This is a genomic window from Erwinia sp. 9145 (assembly GCF_000745075.1).
Lineage (GTDB): Bacteria > Pseudomonadota > Gammaproteobacteria > Enterobacterales > Enterobacteriaceae > Erwinia > Erwinia oleae.
In genome coordinates, this window is sequence record NZ_JQNE01000001.1 from 3,480,193 (window position 1) to 3,496,936 (window position 16,744).

Annotated in this window: 12 protein-coding genes, 3 tRNA genes, 3 rRNA genes and 1 pseudogene; 13 read left to right on the top strand and 6 right to left on the bottom strand. The window is 52.8% G+C overall.

Translation table 11 applies throughout. The annotated features are described in order from the left end of the window. Window positions 1-21 precede the first annotated feature (21 nt). The 13 genes and pseudogenes from accB (at window position 22) to FA91_RS16455 (ending at window position 12,612) form a co-directional block, all read left to right on the top strand. Entirely contained in the window at window positions 22-495 is a 474-nt protein-coding gene (gene accB / locus FA91_RS16395) for an acetyl-CoA carboxylase biotin carboxyl carrier protein (protein WP_034917395.1), read from the top strand. Between the two features lie 11 nt (window positions 496-506). After that, window positions 507-1,856: an acetyl-CoA carboxylase biotin carboxylase subunit gene (gene accC, locus FA91_RS16400; protein WP_034917397.1), complete on the top strand. Its 1,350-nt coding sequence runs from the start codon at window positions 507-509 to the stop codon at window positions 1,854-1,856. A 73-nt stretch (window positions 1,857-1,929) separates the two neighbouring features. Next, window positions 1,930-2,172 carry a YhdT family protein gene (locus tag FA91_RS16405; RefSeq protein WP_034917398.1) on the top strand — a complete coding sequence of 81 codons (243 nt, stop codon included), beginning with the start codon at window positions 1,930-1,932 and terminating at the stop codon, window positions 2,170-2,172. Further along, window positions 2,162-3,616 (top strand): sodium/pantothenate symporter, encoded by a 1,455-nt coding sequence (gene panF / locus FA91_RS16410; protein WP_034917399.1) that lies wholly within the window; start codon window positions 2,162-2,164, stop codon window positions 3,614-3,616. The genes FA91_RS16405 and panF overlap by 11 nt, the downstream gene beginning before the upstream one ends. 11 nt (window positions 3,617-3,627) lie before the next feature. Continuing rightward, the gene (prmA, locus tag FA91_RS16415) at window positions 3,628-4,512 is read left to right on the top strand and encodes a 50S ribosomal protein L11 methyltransferase (RefSeq protein WP_034917401.1); all 885 of its coding nucleotides are present in this window, start codon (window positions 3,628-3,630) and stop codon (window positions 4,510-4,512) included. A gap of 157 nt (window positions 4,513-4,669) precedes the next feature. Next, window positions 4,670-5,404 (top strand): carbonic anhydrase family protein, encoded by a 735-nt coding sequence (locus tag FA91_RS16420; RefSeq protein WP_034917402.1) that lies wholly within the window; start codon window positions 4,670-4,672, stop codon window positions 5,402-5,404. A 308-nt stretch (window positions 5,405-5,712) separates the two neighbouring features. After that, window positions 5,713-6,675, top strand: a pseudogene (gene dusB / locus FA91_RS16425) (tRNA dihydrouridine synthase DusB); the annotation flags it as partial. A gap of 27 nt (window positions 6,676-6,702) precedes the next feature. Next, window positions 6,703-6,999 (top strand): DNA-binding transcriptional regulator Fis, encoded by a 297-nt coding sequence (fis, locus tag FA91_RS16430; protein ID WP_003855228.1) that lies wholly within the window; start codon window positions 6,703-6,705, stop codon window positions 6,997-6,999. A gap of 200 nt (window positions 7,000-7,199) precedes the next feature. Continuing rightward, window positions 7,200-8,120 (top strand): kdo(2)-lipid IV(A) palmitoleoyltransferase, encoded by a 921-nt coding sequence (gene lpxP / locus FA91_RS16435; RefSeq protein WP_034917405.1) that lies wholly within the window; start codon window positions 7,200-7,202, stop codon window positions 8,118-8,120. Between the two features lie 330 nt (window positions 8,121-8,450). Beyond that, window positions 8,451-9,476 (top strand): amino acid ABC transporter substrate-binding protein, encoded by a 1,026-nt coding sequence (locus FA91_RS16440; RefSeq protein ID WP_034917407.1) that lies wholly within the window; start codon window positions 8,451-8,453, stop codon window positions 9,474-9,476. A gap of 68 nt (window positions 9,477-9,544) precedes the next feature. Further along, window positions 9,545-10,723: an amino acid ABC transporter permease gene (locus FA91_RS16445; protein ID WP_034917410.1), complete on the top strand. Its 1,179-nt coding sequence runs from the start codon at window positions 9,545-9,547 to the stop codon at window positions 10,721-10,723. A 15-nt stretch (window positions 10,724-10,738) separates the two neighbouring features. Then, a complete protein-coding gene (locus FA91_RS16450) occupies window positions 10,739-11,842 on the top strand; it encodes an amino acid ABC transporter permease (protein ID WP_034917413.1) in 1,104 nt (367 codons plus the stop codon). 8 nt (window positions 11,843-11,850) lie between these two features. Beyond that, window positions 11,851-12,612 carry an amino acid ABC transporter ATP-binding protein gene (locus FA91_RS16455; RefSeq protein ID WP_034917417.1) on the top strand — a complete coding sequence of 254 codons (762 nt, stop codon included), beginning with the start codon at window positions 11,851-11,853 and terminating at the stop codon, window positions 12,610-12,612. A 147-nt stretch (window positions 12,613-12,759) separates the two neighbouring features. Here FA91_RS16455 and rrf (FA91_RS16460) read toward each other — a convergent pair. From rrf (FA91_RS16460) to FA91_RS16485, 6 genes are all read right to left on the bottom strand, one after another. Beyond that, window positions 12,760-12,875 (bottom strand): 5S ribosomal RNA (gene rrf, locus FA91_RS16460). A 32-nt stretch (window positions 12,876-12,907) separates the two neighbouring features. Next, window positions 12,908-12,983 (bottom strand) — tRNA-Thr (locus FA91_RS16465). Between the two features lie 44 nt (window positions 12,984-13,027). Continuing rightward, window positions 13,028-13,143 (bottom strand): 5S ribosomal RNA (gene rrf / locus FA91_RS16470). A 76-nt stretch (window positions 13,144-13,219) separates the two neighbouring features. After that, window positions 13,220-16,224 (bottom strand): 23S ribosomal RNA (locus FA91_RS16475). A gap of 198 nt (window positions 16,225-16,422) precedes the next feature. Further along, window positions 16,423-16,498, bottom strand: a tRNA-Ala gene (locus FA91_RS16480). A gap of 149 nt (window positions 16,499-16,647) precedes the next feature. Next, window positions 16,648-16,724: transfer RNA gene (locus FA91_RS16485), tRNA-Ile, on the bottom strand. Window positions 16,725-16,744: the final 20 nt, after the last annotated feature.

Here is a 16,744-nt window from a genome sequence, read left to right on the forward strand (position 1 = left end):
ACAGAGTACGGAACCACATCTATGGATATTCGTAAAATTAAAAAACTGATCGAACTGGTTGAAGAATCAGGCATTGCTGAACTGGAAATCTCTGAGGGAGAAGAATCCGTTCGCATCAGTCGCTCTCCGGCCAACATGGGTTACCCAATGATGCAGCAGGCTTACGCTGCCCCCATGATGCAGCAACAGCCAGCACTGGCTACTGCCGTTGCTCCGGCCAGCACCCCTGCAATGGAAGCGCCGGCACCTGCCGAAATCAGTGGTCACATCGTGCGTTCACCCATGGTAGGCACGTTCTACCGCACGCCAAGTCCTGACGCTCGCGCATTCGTTGAGATCGGCCAGAAAGTTAACGCCGGCGACACGCTATGTATCGTCGAGGCGATGAAAATGATGAACCAGATCGAAGCCGACAAGTCCGGCGTGGTAAAAGCGATCCTGGTTGAAAGCGGCCAGCCTGTTGAATTTGACGAGCCGCTGGTAGTCATCGAATAACGAGGCGAACCATGCTGGAAAAAATTGTTATAGCGAATCGTGGCGAAATCGCGCTACGTATTCTTCGTGCCTGTAAAGAGCTGGGCATTGAAACCGTTGCGGTACACTCAAGCGCGGATCGCGATTTGAAACACGTACTGCTGGCAGATGAAACCGTCTGTATCGGCCCTGCCCCTTCAGTAAAAAGCTACCTGAACATTCCGGCGCTCATTTCCGCGGCGGAAATCACCGGCGCGGTGGCGATCCACCCCGGTTATGGCTTCCTGTCGGAAAATGCCGACTTTGCCGAACAGGTCGAGCGATCCGGCTTTATTTTTATCGGCCCGAAAGCAGAAACCATCCGCCTGATGGGCGACAAAGTATCCGCCATCAACGCGATGAAAAAAGCTGGCGTGCCGTGCGTACCCGGTTCCGATGGCCCGCTTAACGATGATATGGAAAAGAACCGCGCTTTCGCTCAACGCATCGGCTACCCGGTTATCATCAAAGCCTCTGGCGGCGGCGGCGGTCGCGGCATGCGCGTGGTGCGCAGCGACAAAGATTTGGAGCAATCCATTAATATGACCCGTGCGGAAGCGAAAGCGGCTTTCAATAACGATATGGTCTATATGGAAAAGTATCTGGAGAACCCGCGCCATATCGAAATTCAGGTACTGGCCGATGGTCAGGGCAACGCTATCTATCTGGCCGAGCGCGACTGCTCAATGCAGCGTCGTCACCAGAAAGTGGTGGAAGAAGCGCCTGCGCCGGGCATCACGCCGGAACTGCGCCGCTTTATCGGTGAGCGCTGCTCCAAAGCCTGTATTGAGATTGGCTATCGCGGTGCCGGTACGTTCGAATTCCTGTATGAAAACGGCGAGTTCTACTTCATTGAGATGAACACCCGTATTCAGGTTGAGCATCCGGTGACGGAGATGATCACCGGCGTGGATCTGATCAAAGAGCAGCTGCGCATTGCAGCCGGTCAGCCGCTGTCGATCAAACAGGACGACGTGGTGATCCGCGGTCATGCGGTAGAGTGTCGCATCAATGCGGAAGATCCCAACACATTCCTGCCAAGCCCTGGTAAGATCACGCGTTTTCACGCGCCCGGCGGCTTCGGCGTGCGTTGGGAATCACACATCTATGCAGGCTATACCGTACCACCGTACTATGATTCAATGATCGGCAAGCTGATCACCTATGGCGAAACGCGTGACGTGGCGATTGCCCGTATGAGAAACGCGCTGGCCGAGCTGATCATCGACGGCATCAAGGTGAATGTCGAATTGCAGATGAAGATCATGACGGATGAAAACTTCCAGCAGGGTGGCACTAACATCCACTATCTGGAGAAGAAACTCGGCCTTCAGGAAACCTGATTTGCCTGACGTTTCGCCAAAAAGGCCGGTCTGACCGGCCTTTTTCTTTATGAATTCAGGGTGAGGAAGAGAGATGGACAAGCGTTTTCTTCAGGCCCATCGTGAAGCGCGCTGGTCGTTCTGGCTGGCGGTAGCCTATCTGGCTGCGTGGTCGCTGATGGCCTGGCTGATGGATAATAAACCCGGCCCAACCGGCCTGCCGCACTGGTTTGAAATGGCCTGCCTGGTGGTGCCACTGCTGTTTATTATTCTGTGCTGGCTGATGATCAGGCTGGTATTTCGCGACATTCCGCTGGAGGACGAGCGTGAAATCTGAACTTATTCTTCCTCTTCTCGCTTATCTGCTGCTGGTGGCCGGGCTTTCTCTTTATGCCATGCGCAAGCGGCATGAAGGCAACTTTTTGTCGGAATATTTTCTCGGCAGCCGGTCAATGGGCGGCTTTGTTCTTGCCATGACGTTGACCACTACCTATATCAGCGCCAGTTCGTTTATAGGCGGCCCTGGCGCCGCCTATAAATATGGGCTGGGCTGGGTATTACTGTCGATGGTGCAGGTGCCTGCGGTCTGGCTGTCGCTGGGTGTGTTGGGAAAAAAATTCGCCATTCTTGCTCGTCGTTATAATGCCGTTACGCTTAACGATATGCTTTTTGCGCGCTATCGCAGCCCGCTGCTGGTATGGCTTGCCAGCCTCAGCCTGCTGATCGCCTTTATTGGTGCAATGACCGTGCAGTTTATCGGTGGCGCAAGGCTGCTTGAAACGGCGGCCGGCATTCCTTACGACACCGGCCTGCTGATATTCGGCGGTACCATCGCCCTGTATACCGCTTTTGGCGGCTTTCGCGCCAGTGTGCTGAACGATGCCATGCAGGGGCTGGTGATGCTGGCTGGGACCTTCATCCTTCTGTTCGCGATTATTCACGCGGCAGGCGGTCTTCACAGTGCCGTTGATAAGCTTTCGCAGATCAACCCACAGCTGATCAGCGCCGGCGGCGTGGATAATATCCTCAGCCCCACTTTTCTCGCCTCGTTCTCCGTGCTGGTCTGCTTTGGCGTTATCGGCCTGCCGCATACCGCCGTGCGCTGTATCTCCTACAAAGACAGCAAAGCCGTTCATCGCGGCATCATTTTAGGGACGATTGTCGTGACGGTGCTGATGTTTGGCATGCATCTGGCTGGCGCGCTGGGCCGGGCGATCCTGCCCGATCTCACCGTGCCCGATCGGGTTATTCCAACGCTGATGATCCACGTTTTACCGCCCATCGCTGCGGGAATTTTCCTTGCCGCGCCGATGGCGGCAATTATGTCGACCATCAACGCGCAACTGTTGCAATCGTCGGCAACCATCGTCAAAGATCTTTTTTTACGCCTCCGCCCGCATCAGATGGACAATGAGCCGCTATTGAAACGCCTCTCAGGCGCTATTACCCTGATGCTGGGCCTGCTGCTGCTGCTGGCCGCATGGAATCCGCCGGATATGATTATCTGGCTGAACCTGCTCGCCTTTGGCGGCCTTGAAGCCGTCTTTCTCTGGCCGCTGGTACTTGGCCTCTATTGGGAAAAAGCCAACGCTGCGGGCGCGCTGAGTAGTATGATCGTCGGCGCCGGCTGCTACACGCTTCTGGCCAGCCTGTCGTTGCAGCCTCTGGGATTTCATCCTATCGTACCGGCCCTGCTGTTAAGCCTTATCGCCTTCCTTATTGGCAACCGCTTTGGTCATAGTGCTGAATCTGCGGCGGTTGTTTCCACCCTATCTGAATAAAGAGAATCGCAATGCCCTGGATACAAATGAAAATCAACACCACTGGCGCGCATGCTGAAGCGCTGGGCGATGCGCTGATTGAGCACGGCGCCGTTTCAGTGACTTTCCAGGATACCCACGACAACCCGGTGTTTGAACCACTGCCTGGCGAAACGCGCCTGTGGGGCGATACCGACGTTATCGGCCTGTTCGATGCAGAAGCCGACATGCAGGACGTGATCGCGCGGCTTACGCCACATCCGCTGTTAGAAGACGGTTTTGCCCATAAGATTGAGCAAATAGAGGATAAGGACTGGGAGCGCGAATGGATGGATAACTTTCATCCTATGCGCTTTGGTGAACGCCTGTGGATTTGCCCGAGCTGGCGCGACGTGCCGGACCCGAACGCGGTGAACGTGATGCTCGATCCCGGCCTGGCTTTCGGTACGGGAACGCATCCAACGACTGCGCTGTGCCTCGCCTGGCTGGATGGCCTGGATCTGACCGGCAAAACGGTGATCGATTTCGGCTGTGGCTCCGGGATTTTAGCGATCGCCGCGCTGAAGCTCGGCGCGGCGAAAGCGATCGGTATTGATATCGATCCGCAGGCCATTCAGGCCAGCCGCGACAATGCCATCCGTAACGGCGTTTCAGACAACCTCTCTCTGTATCTGCCACACCAGCAGCCGGAGAATTTACACGCTGATGTGGTCGTGGCGAATATTTTAGCCGGTCCGCTACGCGAATTGGCACCGCTGATACGCGTGTTGCCGGTAGCTGGCGGTAACCTCGGCCTTTCCGGCGTGCTGGCCAGTCAGGCTGACGATGTTTGTGACGCTTACCATGAATATTTCACGCTGGATCCCGTAGCCGAAAAAGAAGAGTGGTGCAGAATAACCGGGAAACGCCGCATATAACGTCAATGCATGCCAGCGGGTTGCTACAGACCATTTTATTCATTTGTTAAAATTAACCGGAAGAGATACTATCCAATACCGTTCTGAACAACATTAGTTACGGTAAGTCTGCCAGGAAAGCAGCAGGATAGTTTCTCTTAAGGAGTTTTAACCACACATGAAAACAAAAATCCTCCCTCTTGCATTATTTTTAACCATTTCTTCAGCGATGGCTGATTCTCATCCTCAGTGGGGTTATACCGGCGAAGGCGCGCCTGATAACTGGGGCAAACTGAGCCAAAATTTTGCTACCTGCGAAAAGGGAATGAACCAGTCGCCGATAGATATTAAAGGCGCTATTAAAGGTGAGTTGCCTCCGCTGTCCCTCACTTTTCACGCGGAAAAAAAATCGATCGTAAACAACGGACATACCATTCAGTTAACCATTCAAGACGGTGACACATTGATGCTCGATGGCACTGAGTTCACGTTGCAACAACTTCATTTTCATGCCCCTTCTGAAAACCGTATTGACGGAAAAACCTACCCGCTGGAAATTCATTTTGTGCACAGTGACAGTAAAGGTGAACTGGCCGTTATCGGCGTAATGGTTGAGGAAGGCGCTGACAATCCGGTTATGGCCGATGTTTTGAAAAACCTTCCGACCAAACTTAATGAACCCGAAGCGTTTAAAGAACCGCTCGCGCTGGCGCATCTGGTGCCGGGTGATAAGAGCTATTACCGCTTCAGCGGTTCGTTGACGACGCCGCCCTGTACCGAAGGCGTACGCTGGTTAATCATGAAAGAATCGGTTACGGCGTCAAAACAGCAACTACACACGATTGAAAAGGCGCTTGGGTTGCATAATAATCGTCCTGTTCAGCCTCTTAACGGCAGGATCGTCATTAATTAAAGCGTGTCTCCGATAACAAGGAAGAATCTGCTGGTTTAAGGCAATACGGCTTTCACTTGTCTTGTAAAATGTCAGCCGTGTTGTCTTTTATCTGGTTGCGGCCCGTATCAAAGAACAAAAATTTCCACTCTTTCCAGATTCCTTTTTTTATAACCCATTGAATAAAAACCATAAAAATAAAAGACAGATTATTATTCAGACATAAATTGATCTATCACAGCCAATTGTTCAAAGTTTGGCCTTTCATCTTACTGAAAAAATGCGTAATATACGCCGCCTTGCGGACACACTATGGTCACTTTTTTTTCATGCGCATAGGAAACTACCAGCTTCGCAATCAGCTGATTGCAGCGCCAATGGCCGGAATTACTGACAGACCGTTCCGGACGCTTTGCTATGCCATGGGCGCAGGCATGACGGTTTCTGAGATGCTGTCGTCTAACCCGGAAGTTTGGGCCAGCGACAAATCTCGTCTGCGTATGGTGCATTGTGACGAGCCCGGTATTCGTACCGTGCAAATTGCAGGTTGTGACCCCGAAGAGATGGCCGAGGCCGCGCGCATCAATGCCTTATCTGGCGCGCAGGTGATTGACATCAACATGGGGTGTCCTGCCAAAAAGGTGAATCGCAAGATGGCGGGTTCCGCTCTACTGCAACACCCGGCGTTGGTAAAATCGATTTTATCGGCGGTGGTTAATGCAGTTGACGTACCCGTAACGCTGAAGATTCGCACCGGGTGGGACACGGACAATCGCAATTGTGTAGAGATTGCCCAATTGGCTGAGCGCTGTGGCATTCAGGCCCTGACCATTCACGGACGCACCCGCGCGTGTTTGTTCAATGGCCATGCTGAATACGACAGCATTCGGACAGTTAAGCAGAACGTTTCCATTCCCGTTATCGCGAATGGAGACATTACTGACCCGCATAAAGCCAGAGCGGTGCTCGACTATACAGGGGCTGATGCCCTGATGATAGGACGTGCTGCTCAGGGAAGACCGTGGATCTTCCGGGAAATCCAGCACTATCTGGACACTGGGGAGCTGCTGGCACCGATGCCACTAGCTGAAGTCAAGCGCTTGCTTATCGGACATATACGGGAACTGCACGACTATTACGGTCATCGCAAGGGATACCGCATTGCCCGAAAGCACGTCTCCTGGTACCTACAGGAGCACGCCCCTAACGACCAGTTTCGGCGCACATTCAACGCCATTGAGGATGCCAGCGAGCAGCTGGAGGCGTTGGAGGCATACTTCGAAAAACTTGCGTAATAGAAATAAAGAGCTGACAGAACTATGTTCGAACAACGCGTAAATTCTGACGTACTGACCGTTTCCACCGTTAACTCCCAGGATCAGGTAACTCAAAAGCCGCTTCGTGATTCGGTTAAACAGGCACTGAAGAACTATTTTGCTCAACTGAATGGTCAGGATGTTAGTGATCTCTATGAGCTGGTATTGGCTGAAGTAGAACAGCCTCTGTTGGACATGGTGATGCAATACACCCGTGGCAACCAGACCCGTGCAGCCCTGATGATGGGCATCAACCGCGGTACGCTGCGTAAGAAATTGAAAAAATACGGCATGAACTGATCCTGGTTCATTGTGATAAAGGCGCTACCGTTTCGTTAGCGCCTTTTTTATGCGCCGTCGCATATCGCACTGTCATGATTGTGTAAATAATCGGCGATCTATCTAACTTTCTGCCGGTTATGTTGTCTGAGCCTGTGTATCGCTGTTGATTAACTTCTTTGAGCGCTACTTTTGTGTTCCGTCCGCTTAAAGAGAGGATTATGAAGGACTCCCCGTGCTTTACCCGCAGCCTGCTGCATCCGCGCTACTGGATTACATGGATTGGGCTGGCGATACTGTTTTTGCTTGTTCAGCTCCCTTTTCCGTTCCTGCAAAAGCTCGGTGCCTGGATGGGACGCACTTCAATGCGTTTCCTGAAGCGCCGGGTTCGCATTACCCGCCGTAACCTTGAACTCTGCTTTCCCGATATGCCTGCGGAACAGTTAGAACATCGCATCGAGAAAAATTTCGAATCGCTTGGCATGGGGCTGCTGGAAACGGGCATGGCCTGGTTTTGGTCCGATCGTCGCGTGCGTCGTTGGTTTAATGTAAACGGTCTGCATAACCTGACTGCCGCACAGAAAAACGGCCGCGGCGTACTGATCATTGGCGTACATTTTATGTCGCTCGAGCTTGGCGGACGCGCAATGGGCCTGTGTCAGCCGATGATGGCGTTGTATCGACCACACAATAATAAACTGATGGAGTGGGTACAGACCAAAGGTCGTACGCGTTCTAATAAAGCTATGATTAACCGCCGCGATCTACGCGGTATGGTGCAGGCGCTCAAGCAGGGCGAAGCCGTCTGGTTTGCCCCCGATCAGGATTATGGCCCAAAAGGCAGCGTTTTCGCGCCCCTTTTCGCCGTTCCGCAAGCCGCTACCACCAGCGGCACCTGGATGCTGGCCAGGATGGCACAGCCCGCCATGGTTACCGTGGTGCTGATTCGTAATGAAGATGGCAGTGGTTATGAGCTGGTGATCCAGCCTGAGCTGAAAGACTATCCCATAGAGGATGAACAGCATGCCGCAGCCTTCATGAATAAAGTGATCGAGCGCGAAATCATGCGCGCACCCGAGCAGTATATGTGGCTCCATCGCCGCTTTAAAACACGTCCTACCGGTACACACTCCCTTTATTAATGACTTCACCGCTGGGGCCGATCCCTTCGGCCCTCTCTTCAAATCAATATTTCACTAACATTTTTGCATATTCGATCACATTGCTTCTATTTAGTGAAAGTATTTGCCCCATTTGTGATCAATCTATCTGGCTTTGCCCCTCTCTGGTGCGCCATATTAAGTAAATCTTCTGAACATTCCCAAAAAATAAGACTTCCTTTCAATGAATTCAGGACGCTGCAATTTTGGCACTACCTTTGCAGTGTCGTGGATGGCTGATGCCACAGACAGACGAATGCACCACAGCGTGCGTTAAACATAACAAAACGAATTTGCCACACAGGATGCTTTATGAAAAAAATGATGCTCTCCACTCTGGTTGCCGCTGCCGCGCTGTTTACCGTGGCAAATCAGGCGCATGCTGGTACCACGCTTGACGCAATTAAGAAGAAAGGTTTTGTGCAATGCGGTATCAGTGATGGATTGCCTGGCTTCTCTTATGCGGATGCCAACGGCAAATTTAGTGGAATTGATGTGGACGTTTGTCGCGCAGCCGCAGCGGCCGTATTCGGCGATGCTTCCAAGGTTAAATATACCCCTCTGACGGCGAAAGAGCGTTTCACCGCCTTGCAGTCCGGCGAAGTGGATATTCTCTCGCGCAATACAACATGGACTTCCGCTCGCGATGGCGGCATGGGCTTTATTTTTGCCGGCGTAAACTATTACGACGGCATTGGCTTCCTGACGCACAACAAAGCAGGTTTGAAAAGTGCGAAAGAGCTGGATGGCGCTACCGTTTGCATTCAGGCCGGCACCGATACCGAGCTGAACGTGGCAGACTACTTTAAAGCAAATAATATGCAGTACACGCCGGTGACCTTTGACCGCTCTGATGAGTCGGCAAAAGCGCTGGATACCGGACGCTGCGATACGCTGGCTTCTGACCAGTCACAGCTGTACGCGCTGCGTATCAAGCTGGGCAAACCGGATGAGTTTGTCGTTCTGCCTGAAGTCATCTCTAAAGAGCCTTTAGGCCCGGTAGTGCGTCGCGGTGATGATGACTGGTTCACCATCGTTAAATGGTCCCTGTACGCCATGCTTAATGCAGAAGAGATGGGCATTAACTCTAAAAACGTTGACCAGATGGCCGCTAAACCGACCACGCCAGATATGGCGCATCTGCTCGGTTCCGAAGGCGATTTCGGCAAGGATCTGAAGCTGGACAACAAGTGGGCCTATAACATCATTAAACAGGTAGGCAACTACGAAGAGATTTTCAACCGTAACGTAGGTAAAGACAGCCAACTGAAAATTGCTCGCGGTCAGAATGCTCTCTGGAACAAAGGCGGCATTCAGTACGCTCCACCAGTGCGTTAATCCTTCCGTTTTACAGGGCGCCGGTTTACCGGCGTCTTCGTCAGCGTTTTCGTCACTGAGGTTTCAACATGTCTCAACGCCCAACCGTAAAAAGGGATATTTCATTCAGCAATCCTGCGGTGCGCGCCTGGCTGTTCCAGATCATCGCTATTGCCGCCGTCGCAGGCGTGGCGCTCTATCTGGTTCATAATACAATTATTAACCTGGCCAATCGCGGCATTACGTCCGGTTTTGGCTTCCTGGAGCGCAGCGCAGGTTTCGGTATCGTTCAGCATCTGATTGAGTACAGCGAAGGCGACACTTACGCCCGGGTATTCCTTGTCGGACTGACCAACACGCTGCTCGTTTCTGCCCTTTGCATCGTTTTCGCCTCACTCCTGGGATTTTTTATTGGTCTTGCGCGCTTATCCGATAACTGGCTGCTGCGTAAGATATCCAATATCTATATCGAAACCTTCCGCAATATCCCGCCGCTGCTGCAAATCTTCTTCTGGTACTTTGCCGTGCTGCGCAATTTACCCGGGCCGCGTCAGGCGATGAACGCTTTCGATATTGCCTTTGTAAGCAATCGCGGGCTGTACATTCCCTGGCCACAGTACGCGGACGGAACCTGGCCTTTCGTGATGGCACTGCTGCTGGCCGTGGCGGCGTCAGTTGCACTGTTTCGTTTTAACCGTGCGCATCAGCTTAAAACAGGTCGTCTGCGCCGAAGCTGGCCCATTGCGCTCGCTATGCTGGTGGTTTTTCCCGCCGTTGCACATCTGATCTTTGGTGCCGCAATGCACTGGGATGTTCCGCATCTCAGAGGCTTTAACTTCCGTGGCGGTTTTGTGCTGATCCCGGAACTGGCCGCACTGACGCTCGCGCTGTCAATTTATACCTCTTCGTTTATCGCAGAGGTGATTCGCTCAGGCATTCAGTCCGTTCCTCACGGTCAGCATGAAGCAGCGCGTTCGCTGGGATTGCCAAACCCGGTGACGCTGCGCCAGGTCATTATTCCGCAGGCAATGCGCGTTATTATTCCGCCGCTTACCAGCCAGTACCTGAATATCGTGAAAAACTCATCGCTGGCCGCCGCGATTGGTTATCCCGATATGGTGTCGCTTTTTGCCGGCTCAGTCCTGAATCAGACCGGGCAGGCGATTGAAACGATCGCTATCACCATGGGTGTCTACCTGATTATCAGCCTGCTGATTTCGCTGTTGATGAATATTTACAACCGCAAAATCCGCCTGATTGAGCGTTAAGAGAATGAGATCATTATGACATTAGCAACTCACGACGATATCCCGCCGGTGCCGACCAATGCATTCTCACGCGCCGTTATTTGGGCACGGAAGAATCTCTTCTCCAGTTGGGGCAATTCGCTGCTGACGCTGTTTTGCCTGTGGGTGATGTGGGCCGTCGTGCCGCCCGCGCTGCAATGGCTGGTGTTTCAGGCCAACTGGCTCGGCGAAACGCGTGCCGACTGTACCAAAGAAGGCGCCTGCTGGGTGTTTATCCATGCGCGATTCGGCCAGTTCATGTATGGGCTTTATCCGCATGAACTGCGCTGGCGTATTAATCTGGCGTTGGTCATCGGGCTGGTTTCCATTATCCCGATCTTCATGAAGAGCATGCCGCGTCGCGCCATCTATATTGCAGCCTGGATTGTTGTTTATCCGATCGTGGTCTGGTTTCTGCTGTATGGCGGCTATTTCGGGCTTGAGCGCGTGGAAACGCGTCAGTGGGGTGGTCTGACCCTCACGCTGATCATTGCCGCGGTGGGTATCGCAGGCGCGCTTCCGCTGGGTATTTTGCTCGCGCTGGGCCGCCGGTCAACCATGCCGGTGGTGCGCTCGCTGTCGATAATTTTTATCGAATTCTGGCGTGGCGTGCCGCTGATAACCGTACTTTTTATGTCATCAGTGATGCTGCCGCTTTTTATGGCGGAAGGAAGCAGTATAGATAAGCTGATCCGCGCGCTGGTCGGGGTGGTGCTGTTCCAGTCGGCCTATGTGGCGGAAGTAGTTCGCGGCGGCCTTCAGGCGCTGCCCAAAGGACAGTATGAAGCAGCCGAGTCACTGGCCCTGGGATACTGGAAAACGCAGGTGCTGGTGATCCTGCCACAGGCATTAAAAATGGTTATTCCAGGCCTGGTTAATACCATCATTGCGCTGTTTAAAGATACCAGTCTGGTGATCATCATCGGTCTGTTCGATCTTTTCAGTAGCGTACAGCAGGCAACGGTTGATCCGACGTGGCTCGGCATGTCTACAGAAGGCTATGTTTTCGCCGCGCTGGTTTACTGGATTTTTTGTTTTAGCATGTCGCGCTACAGCCAGTATCTGGAAAAGCGCTTTCACACCGGGCGTACACCGCACTGAGGCTTAAAATGACCCAAACTTTGATTCAACCCGATGACGCGATGATGATTACGCTTGAGAACGTGAACAAATGGTATGGTCAGTTTCACGTGTTGAAAGATATTAATCTGCACGTAAAACCACGTGAACGTATTGTCCTCTGCGGGCCCTCAGGTTCAGGAAAATCGACGACTATTCGTTGTATCAATCATCTTGAAGAGCATCAGCAGGGCCGCATTGTCGTGGATGGTATCCATCTCAATGACGATTTGCGTAATATCGAACGCGTCCGTACCGAAGTAGGGATGGTGTTTCAACACTTCAATCTGTTCCCACATCTGACCGTACTGCAAAACTGCACGCTGGCACCCATTTGGGTGCGGAAAACACCGAAGAAAGATGCTGAAGCTTTAGCAATGCACTATCTCGAACGGGTACGCATTGCTGAACACGCGCATAAATTTCCCGGTCAGCTCTCCGGCGGTCAGCAGCAGCGTGTTGCCATCGCGCGTTCACTCTGTATGAAGCCAAAAATCATGCTATTTGATGAACCCACCTCTGCACTCGATCCAGAAATGGTTAAAGAAGTGCTTGATACCATGATCGGCCTTGCAGAAGATGGCATGACGATGCTCTGTGTGACGCATGAAATGGGCTTTGCGCGTACCGTTGCAGATCGGGTGATCTTTATGGATCGCGGTGAGATCGTTGAGCAGGCGCCGCCGCAGGAGTTCTTCTCTAATCCGACATCAGAGCGTACGCGCGCTTTTCTCTCACAGGTTATTCATTGAGTTAGAAAAGCCCGTTTTGATTTTGTGGAGTAAGTCCCGGCGCTGAGTCGGGGCTTTTTTTTGCTTACAGACAGGCTTTATGGGGGCGGCATTTCAAAATGCAAAAAAGCCTCATGCTTTCGCATGAGGCTTTTCCGTCTGTATGATGCCTGGCAGTTCCCTACTCTCACATGGGGAGACCCCACACTACCATCGGCGCTACGGCGTTTCACTTCTGAGTTCGGCATGGGGTCAGGTGGGACCACCGCGCTAGAGCCGCCAGGCAAATTCTTTTACCGAACTCACTTTTTGTAACTGGTGCTGATACCCAGAGTCGAACTGGGGACCTCACCCTTACCAAGGGTGCGCTCTACCAACTGAGCCATATCAGCACGCTTATTTCTTATAAAGACTCAGGTCTTTATCTTAATATGATGCCTGGCAGTTCCCTACTCTCGCATGGGGAGACCCCACACTACCATCGGCGCTACGGCGTTTCACTTCTGAGTTCGGCATGGGGTCAGGTGGGACCACCGCGCTAAAGCCGCCAGGCAAATTCTGTTATCCGGAACATCCGCTGAAAATTCGTCTTCGTCTCTCAATACCACCAGAACGCTTCTGGCGTTGTAAGGTTAAGCCTCTCGGGTCATTAGTACCGGTCAGCTCAACGCATCGCTGCGCTTACACATCCGGCCTATCAACGTCGTCGTCTTCAACGTCCCTTCAGGAGTCGCAAGGACTCAGGGAGAACTCATCTCGAGGCTGGTTTCGCGCTTAGATGCTTTCAGCGCTTATCCGTTCCGCACTTAGCTACCGGGCAGTGCCATTGGCATGACAACCCGTACACCAGTGGTGCGTTCACTCCGGTCCTCTCGTACTGGGAGCAAACCCTCTCAATTCTCCAGCGCCCACGGCAGATAGGGACCGAACTGTCTCACGACGTTCTAAACCCAGCTCGCGTACCACTTTAAACGGCGAACAGCCGTACCCTTGGGACCTGCTACAGCCCCAGGATGTGATGAGCCGACATCGAGGTGCCAAACACCGCCGTCGATATGAACTCTTGGGCGGTATCAGCCTGTTATCCCCGGAGTACCTTTTATCCGTTGAGCGATGGCCCTTCCATTCAGAACCACCGGATCACTAAGACCTGCTTTCGCACCTGCTCGAGCCGTCACTCTCGCAGTCAAACTGGCTTATGCCTTTGCACTAACCTCACGATGTCCGACCGTGATTAGCCAATCTTCGTGCTCCTCCGTTACGCTTTGGGAGGAGACCGCCCCAGTCAAACTACCCACCAGACACTGTCCCCGCGCCGGATCACGGCGCAAGGTTAGAACACCAAACATTAAAGGGTGGTATTTCAAGGATGGCTCCGCGCAGACTGGCGTCCACGCTTCAAAGCCTCCCACCTATCCTGCACATCAAGGCTCAGTGTTCAGTGTCAAGCTGTAGTAAAGGTTCACGGGGTCTTTCCGTCTTGCCGCGGGTACACTGCATCTTCACAGCGAGTTCAATTTCACTGAGTCCCGGGTGGAGACAGCCTGGCCATCATTACGCCATTCGTGCAGGTCGGAACTTACCCGACAAGGAATTTCGCTACCTTAGGACCGTTATAGTTACGGCCGCCGTTTACCGGGGCTTCGATCAAAAGCTTCTCCTTACGGATAACCTCATCAATTAACCTTCCGGCACCGGGCAGGCGTCACACCGTATACGTCCACTTTCGTGTTTGCACAGTGCTGTGTTTTTAATAAACAGTTGCAGCCAGCTGGTATCTTCGACTGGCTTCAGCTCCGTCAGCAAGTGACTTCACCTACACACCAGCGTGCCTTCTCCCGAAGTTACGGCACCATTTTGCCTAGTTCCTTCACCCGGGTTCTCTCAAGCGCCTTGGTATTCTCTACCTGACCACCTGTGTCGGTTTGGGGTACGATTCTGTGTTACCTGATGCTTAGAGGCTTTTCCTGGAAGCAGGGCATTTGTTGCTTCAGCACCGTGGTGCCTCGTCATCACGCCTCAGTGTAAAGTGAACCGGATTTGCCTGGAACACACACCTACACGCTTAAACCGGGACTACCGTCGCCCGGCCAACATAGCCTTCTCCGTCCCCCCTTCGCAGTAACACCGAGTACAGGAATATTAACCTGTTTCCCATCGACTACGCCTTTCGGCCTCGCCTTAGGGGTCGACTCACCCTGCCCCGATTAACGTTGGACAGGAACCCTTGGTCTTCCGGCGAGCGGGCTTTTCACCCGCTTTATCGTTACTTATGTCAGCATTCGCACTTCTGATACCTCCAGCAGACCTCACAGTCCACCTTCGACGGCTTACAGAACGCTCCCCTACCCAACGGACGTATCCTTAAGACGCTTCGTTGTTGTCAGTTCGCAGACCGACTCAACGTTGTTGTGGCTTGAACGTGCCGGCTTCGCCGTCACGTTAAGCGCCTTAAGTGATACGTCCGCTGCCGCAGCTTCGGTGCATGGTTTAGCCCCGTTACATCTTCCGCGCAGGCCGACTCGACCAGTGAGCTATTACGCTTTCTTTAAATGATGGCTGCTTCTAAGCCAACATCCTGGCTGTCTGGGCCTTCCCACATCGTTTCCCACTTAACCATGACTTTGGGACCTTAGCTGGCGGTCTGGGTTGTTTCCCTCTTCACGACGGACGTTAGCACCCGCCGTGTGTCTCCCGTGATAACATTCTCCGGTATTCGCAGTTTGCATCGGGTTGGTAAGCCGGGATGGCCCCCTAGCCGAAACAGTGCTCTACCCCCGGAGATGAATTCACGAGGCGCTACCTAAATAGCTTTCGGGGAGAACCAGCTATCTCCCGGTTTGATTGGCCTTTCACCCCCAGCCACAGGTCATCCGCTGATTTTTCAACATCAGTCGGTTCGGTCCTCCAGTTAGTGTTACCCAACCTTCAACCTGCCCATGGCTAGATCACCGGGTTTCGGGTCTGTACCCTGCAACTTAACGCCCGGTTAAGACTCGGTTTCCCTTCGGCTCCCCTATACGGTTAACCTTGCTACAGAATACAAGTCGCTGACCCATTATACAAAAGGTACGCAGTCACCCCATAAATGAGGCTCCCACTGCTTGTACGTACACGGTTTCAGGTTCTGTTTCACTCCCCTCGCCGGGGTTCTTTTCGCCTTTCCCTCACGGTACTGGTTCACTATCGGTCAGTCAGGAGTATTTAGCCTTGGAGGATGGTCCCCCCATATTCAGACAGGATACCACGTGTCCCGCCCTACTCTTCGAACTCACAACGGCTGTATCTTCGTGTACGGGACTTTCACCCTGTATCGTGCGACTTTCCAGACGCTTCCACTGACGCAACCGCTGATGATGGTTCCGGGCTCCTCCCCGTTCGCTCGCCGCTACTGGGGGAATCTCGGTTGATTTCTTTTCCTCGGGGTACTTAGATGTTTCAGTTCCCCCGGTTCGCCTCGCAACACTATGTATTCATGTTGCGATGATGCAACGGATTGCACCGGGTTTCCCCATTCGGGTATCGTCGGGTATAACGGTTCATATCACCTTACCGACGCTTATCGCAGATTAGCACGCCCTTCATCGCCTCTGACTGCCAGGGCATCCACCGTGTACGCTTCGTCACTTAACCTCACAACCCACAAGCGTCCCGGAGGACACATGCTGTTGCAGGCATTTGAGAGACCCGACCATAGTGTTTGCGCCACTCTTTATACGAAGAGTGACCCACTATGTCGTTTTCAAATTTTCAGCTTGTTCCGGATTGTTAAAGAGCAAATACTTCACAGCACACCGTTACCGGTACGCTCTGAAGTGATTTCAGACTGCATGGTGGAGCTAAGCGGGATCGAACCGCTGACCTCCTGCGTGCAAGGCAGGCGCTCTCCCAGCTGAGCTATAGCCCCATACAGTGTGCAGAGACCTTTACTACCACTCAACCGAGTCACGTCTTTTCCCTGCGGAAAACACGTTAATTTCTTCTCAGGCAAGGCATGCGGAAGGGAAGTTTACTTACGTAAACGACCGCGCGCATAACGCCGCATGAGGTGAAATTTGGTAGGCCTGAGTGGACTTGAACCACCGACCTCACCCTTATCAGGGGTGCGCTCTAACCACCTGAGCTACAAGCCTGTAGAGGTTTTTTCTGCTCA

Coding starts and splice junctions, on each gene's coding strand:
- accB (WP_034917395.1), top strand. CDS start 22: ATGGATATTCGTAAAATTAAAAAACTGATCGAACTGGTTGAAGAATCA.
- accC (WP_034917397.1), top strand. CDS start 507: ATGCTGGAAAAAATTGTTATAGCGAATCGTGGCGAAATCGCGCTACGT.
- FA91_RS16405 (WP_034917398.1), top strand. CDS start 1,930: ATGGACAAGCGTTTTCTTCAGGCCCATCGTGAAGCGCGCTGGTCGTTC.
- prmA (WP_034917401.1), top strand. CDS start 3,628: ATGCCCTGGATACAAATGAAAATCAACACCACTGGCGCGCATGCTGAA.
- FA91_RS16420 (WP_034917402.1), top strand. CDS start 4,670: ATGAAAACAAAAATCCTCCCTCTTGCATTATTTTTAACCATTTCTTCA.
- fis (WP_003855228.1), top strand. CDS start 6,703: ATGTTCGAACAACGCGTAAATTCTGACGTACTGACCGTTTCCACCGTT.
- lpxP (WP_034917405.1), top strand. CDS start 7,200: ATGAAGGACTCCCCGTGCTTTACCCGCAGCCTGCTGCATCCGCGCTAC.
- FA91_RS16440 (WP_034917407.1), top strand. CDS start 8,451: ATGAAAAAAATGATGCTCTCCACTCTGGTTGCCGCTGCCGCGCTGTTT.
- FA91_RS16445 (WP_034917410.1), top strand. CDS start 9,545: ATGTCTCAACGCCCAACCGTAAAAAGGGATATTTCATTCAGCAATCCT.
- FA91_RS16450 (WP_034917413.1), top strand. CDS start 10,739: ATGACATTAGCAACTCACGACGATATCCCGCCGGTGCCGACCAATGCA.
- FA91_RS16455 (WP_034917417.1), top strand. CDS start 11,851: ATGACCCAAACTTTGATTCAACCCGATGACGCGATGATGATTACGCTT.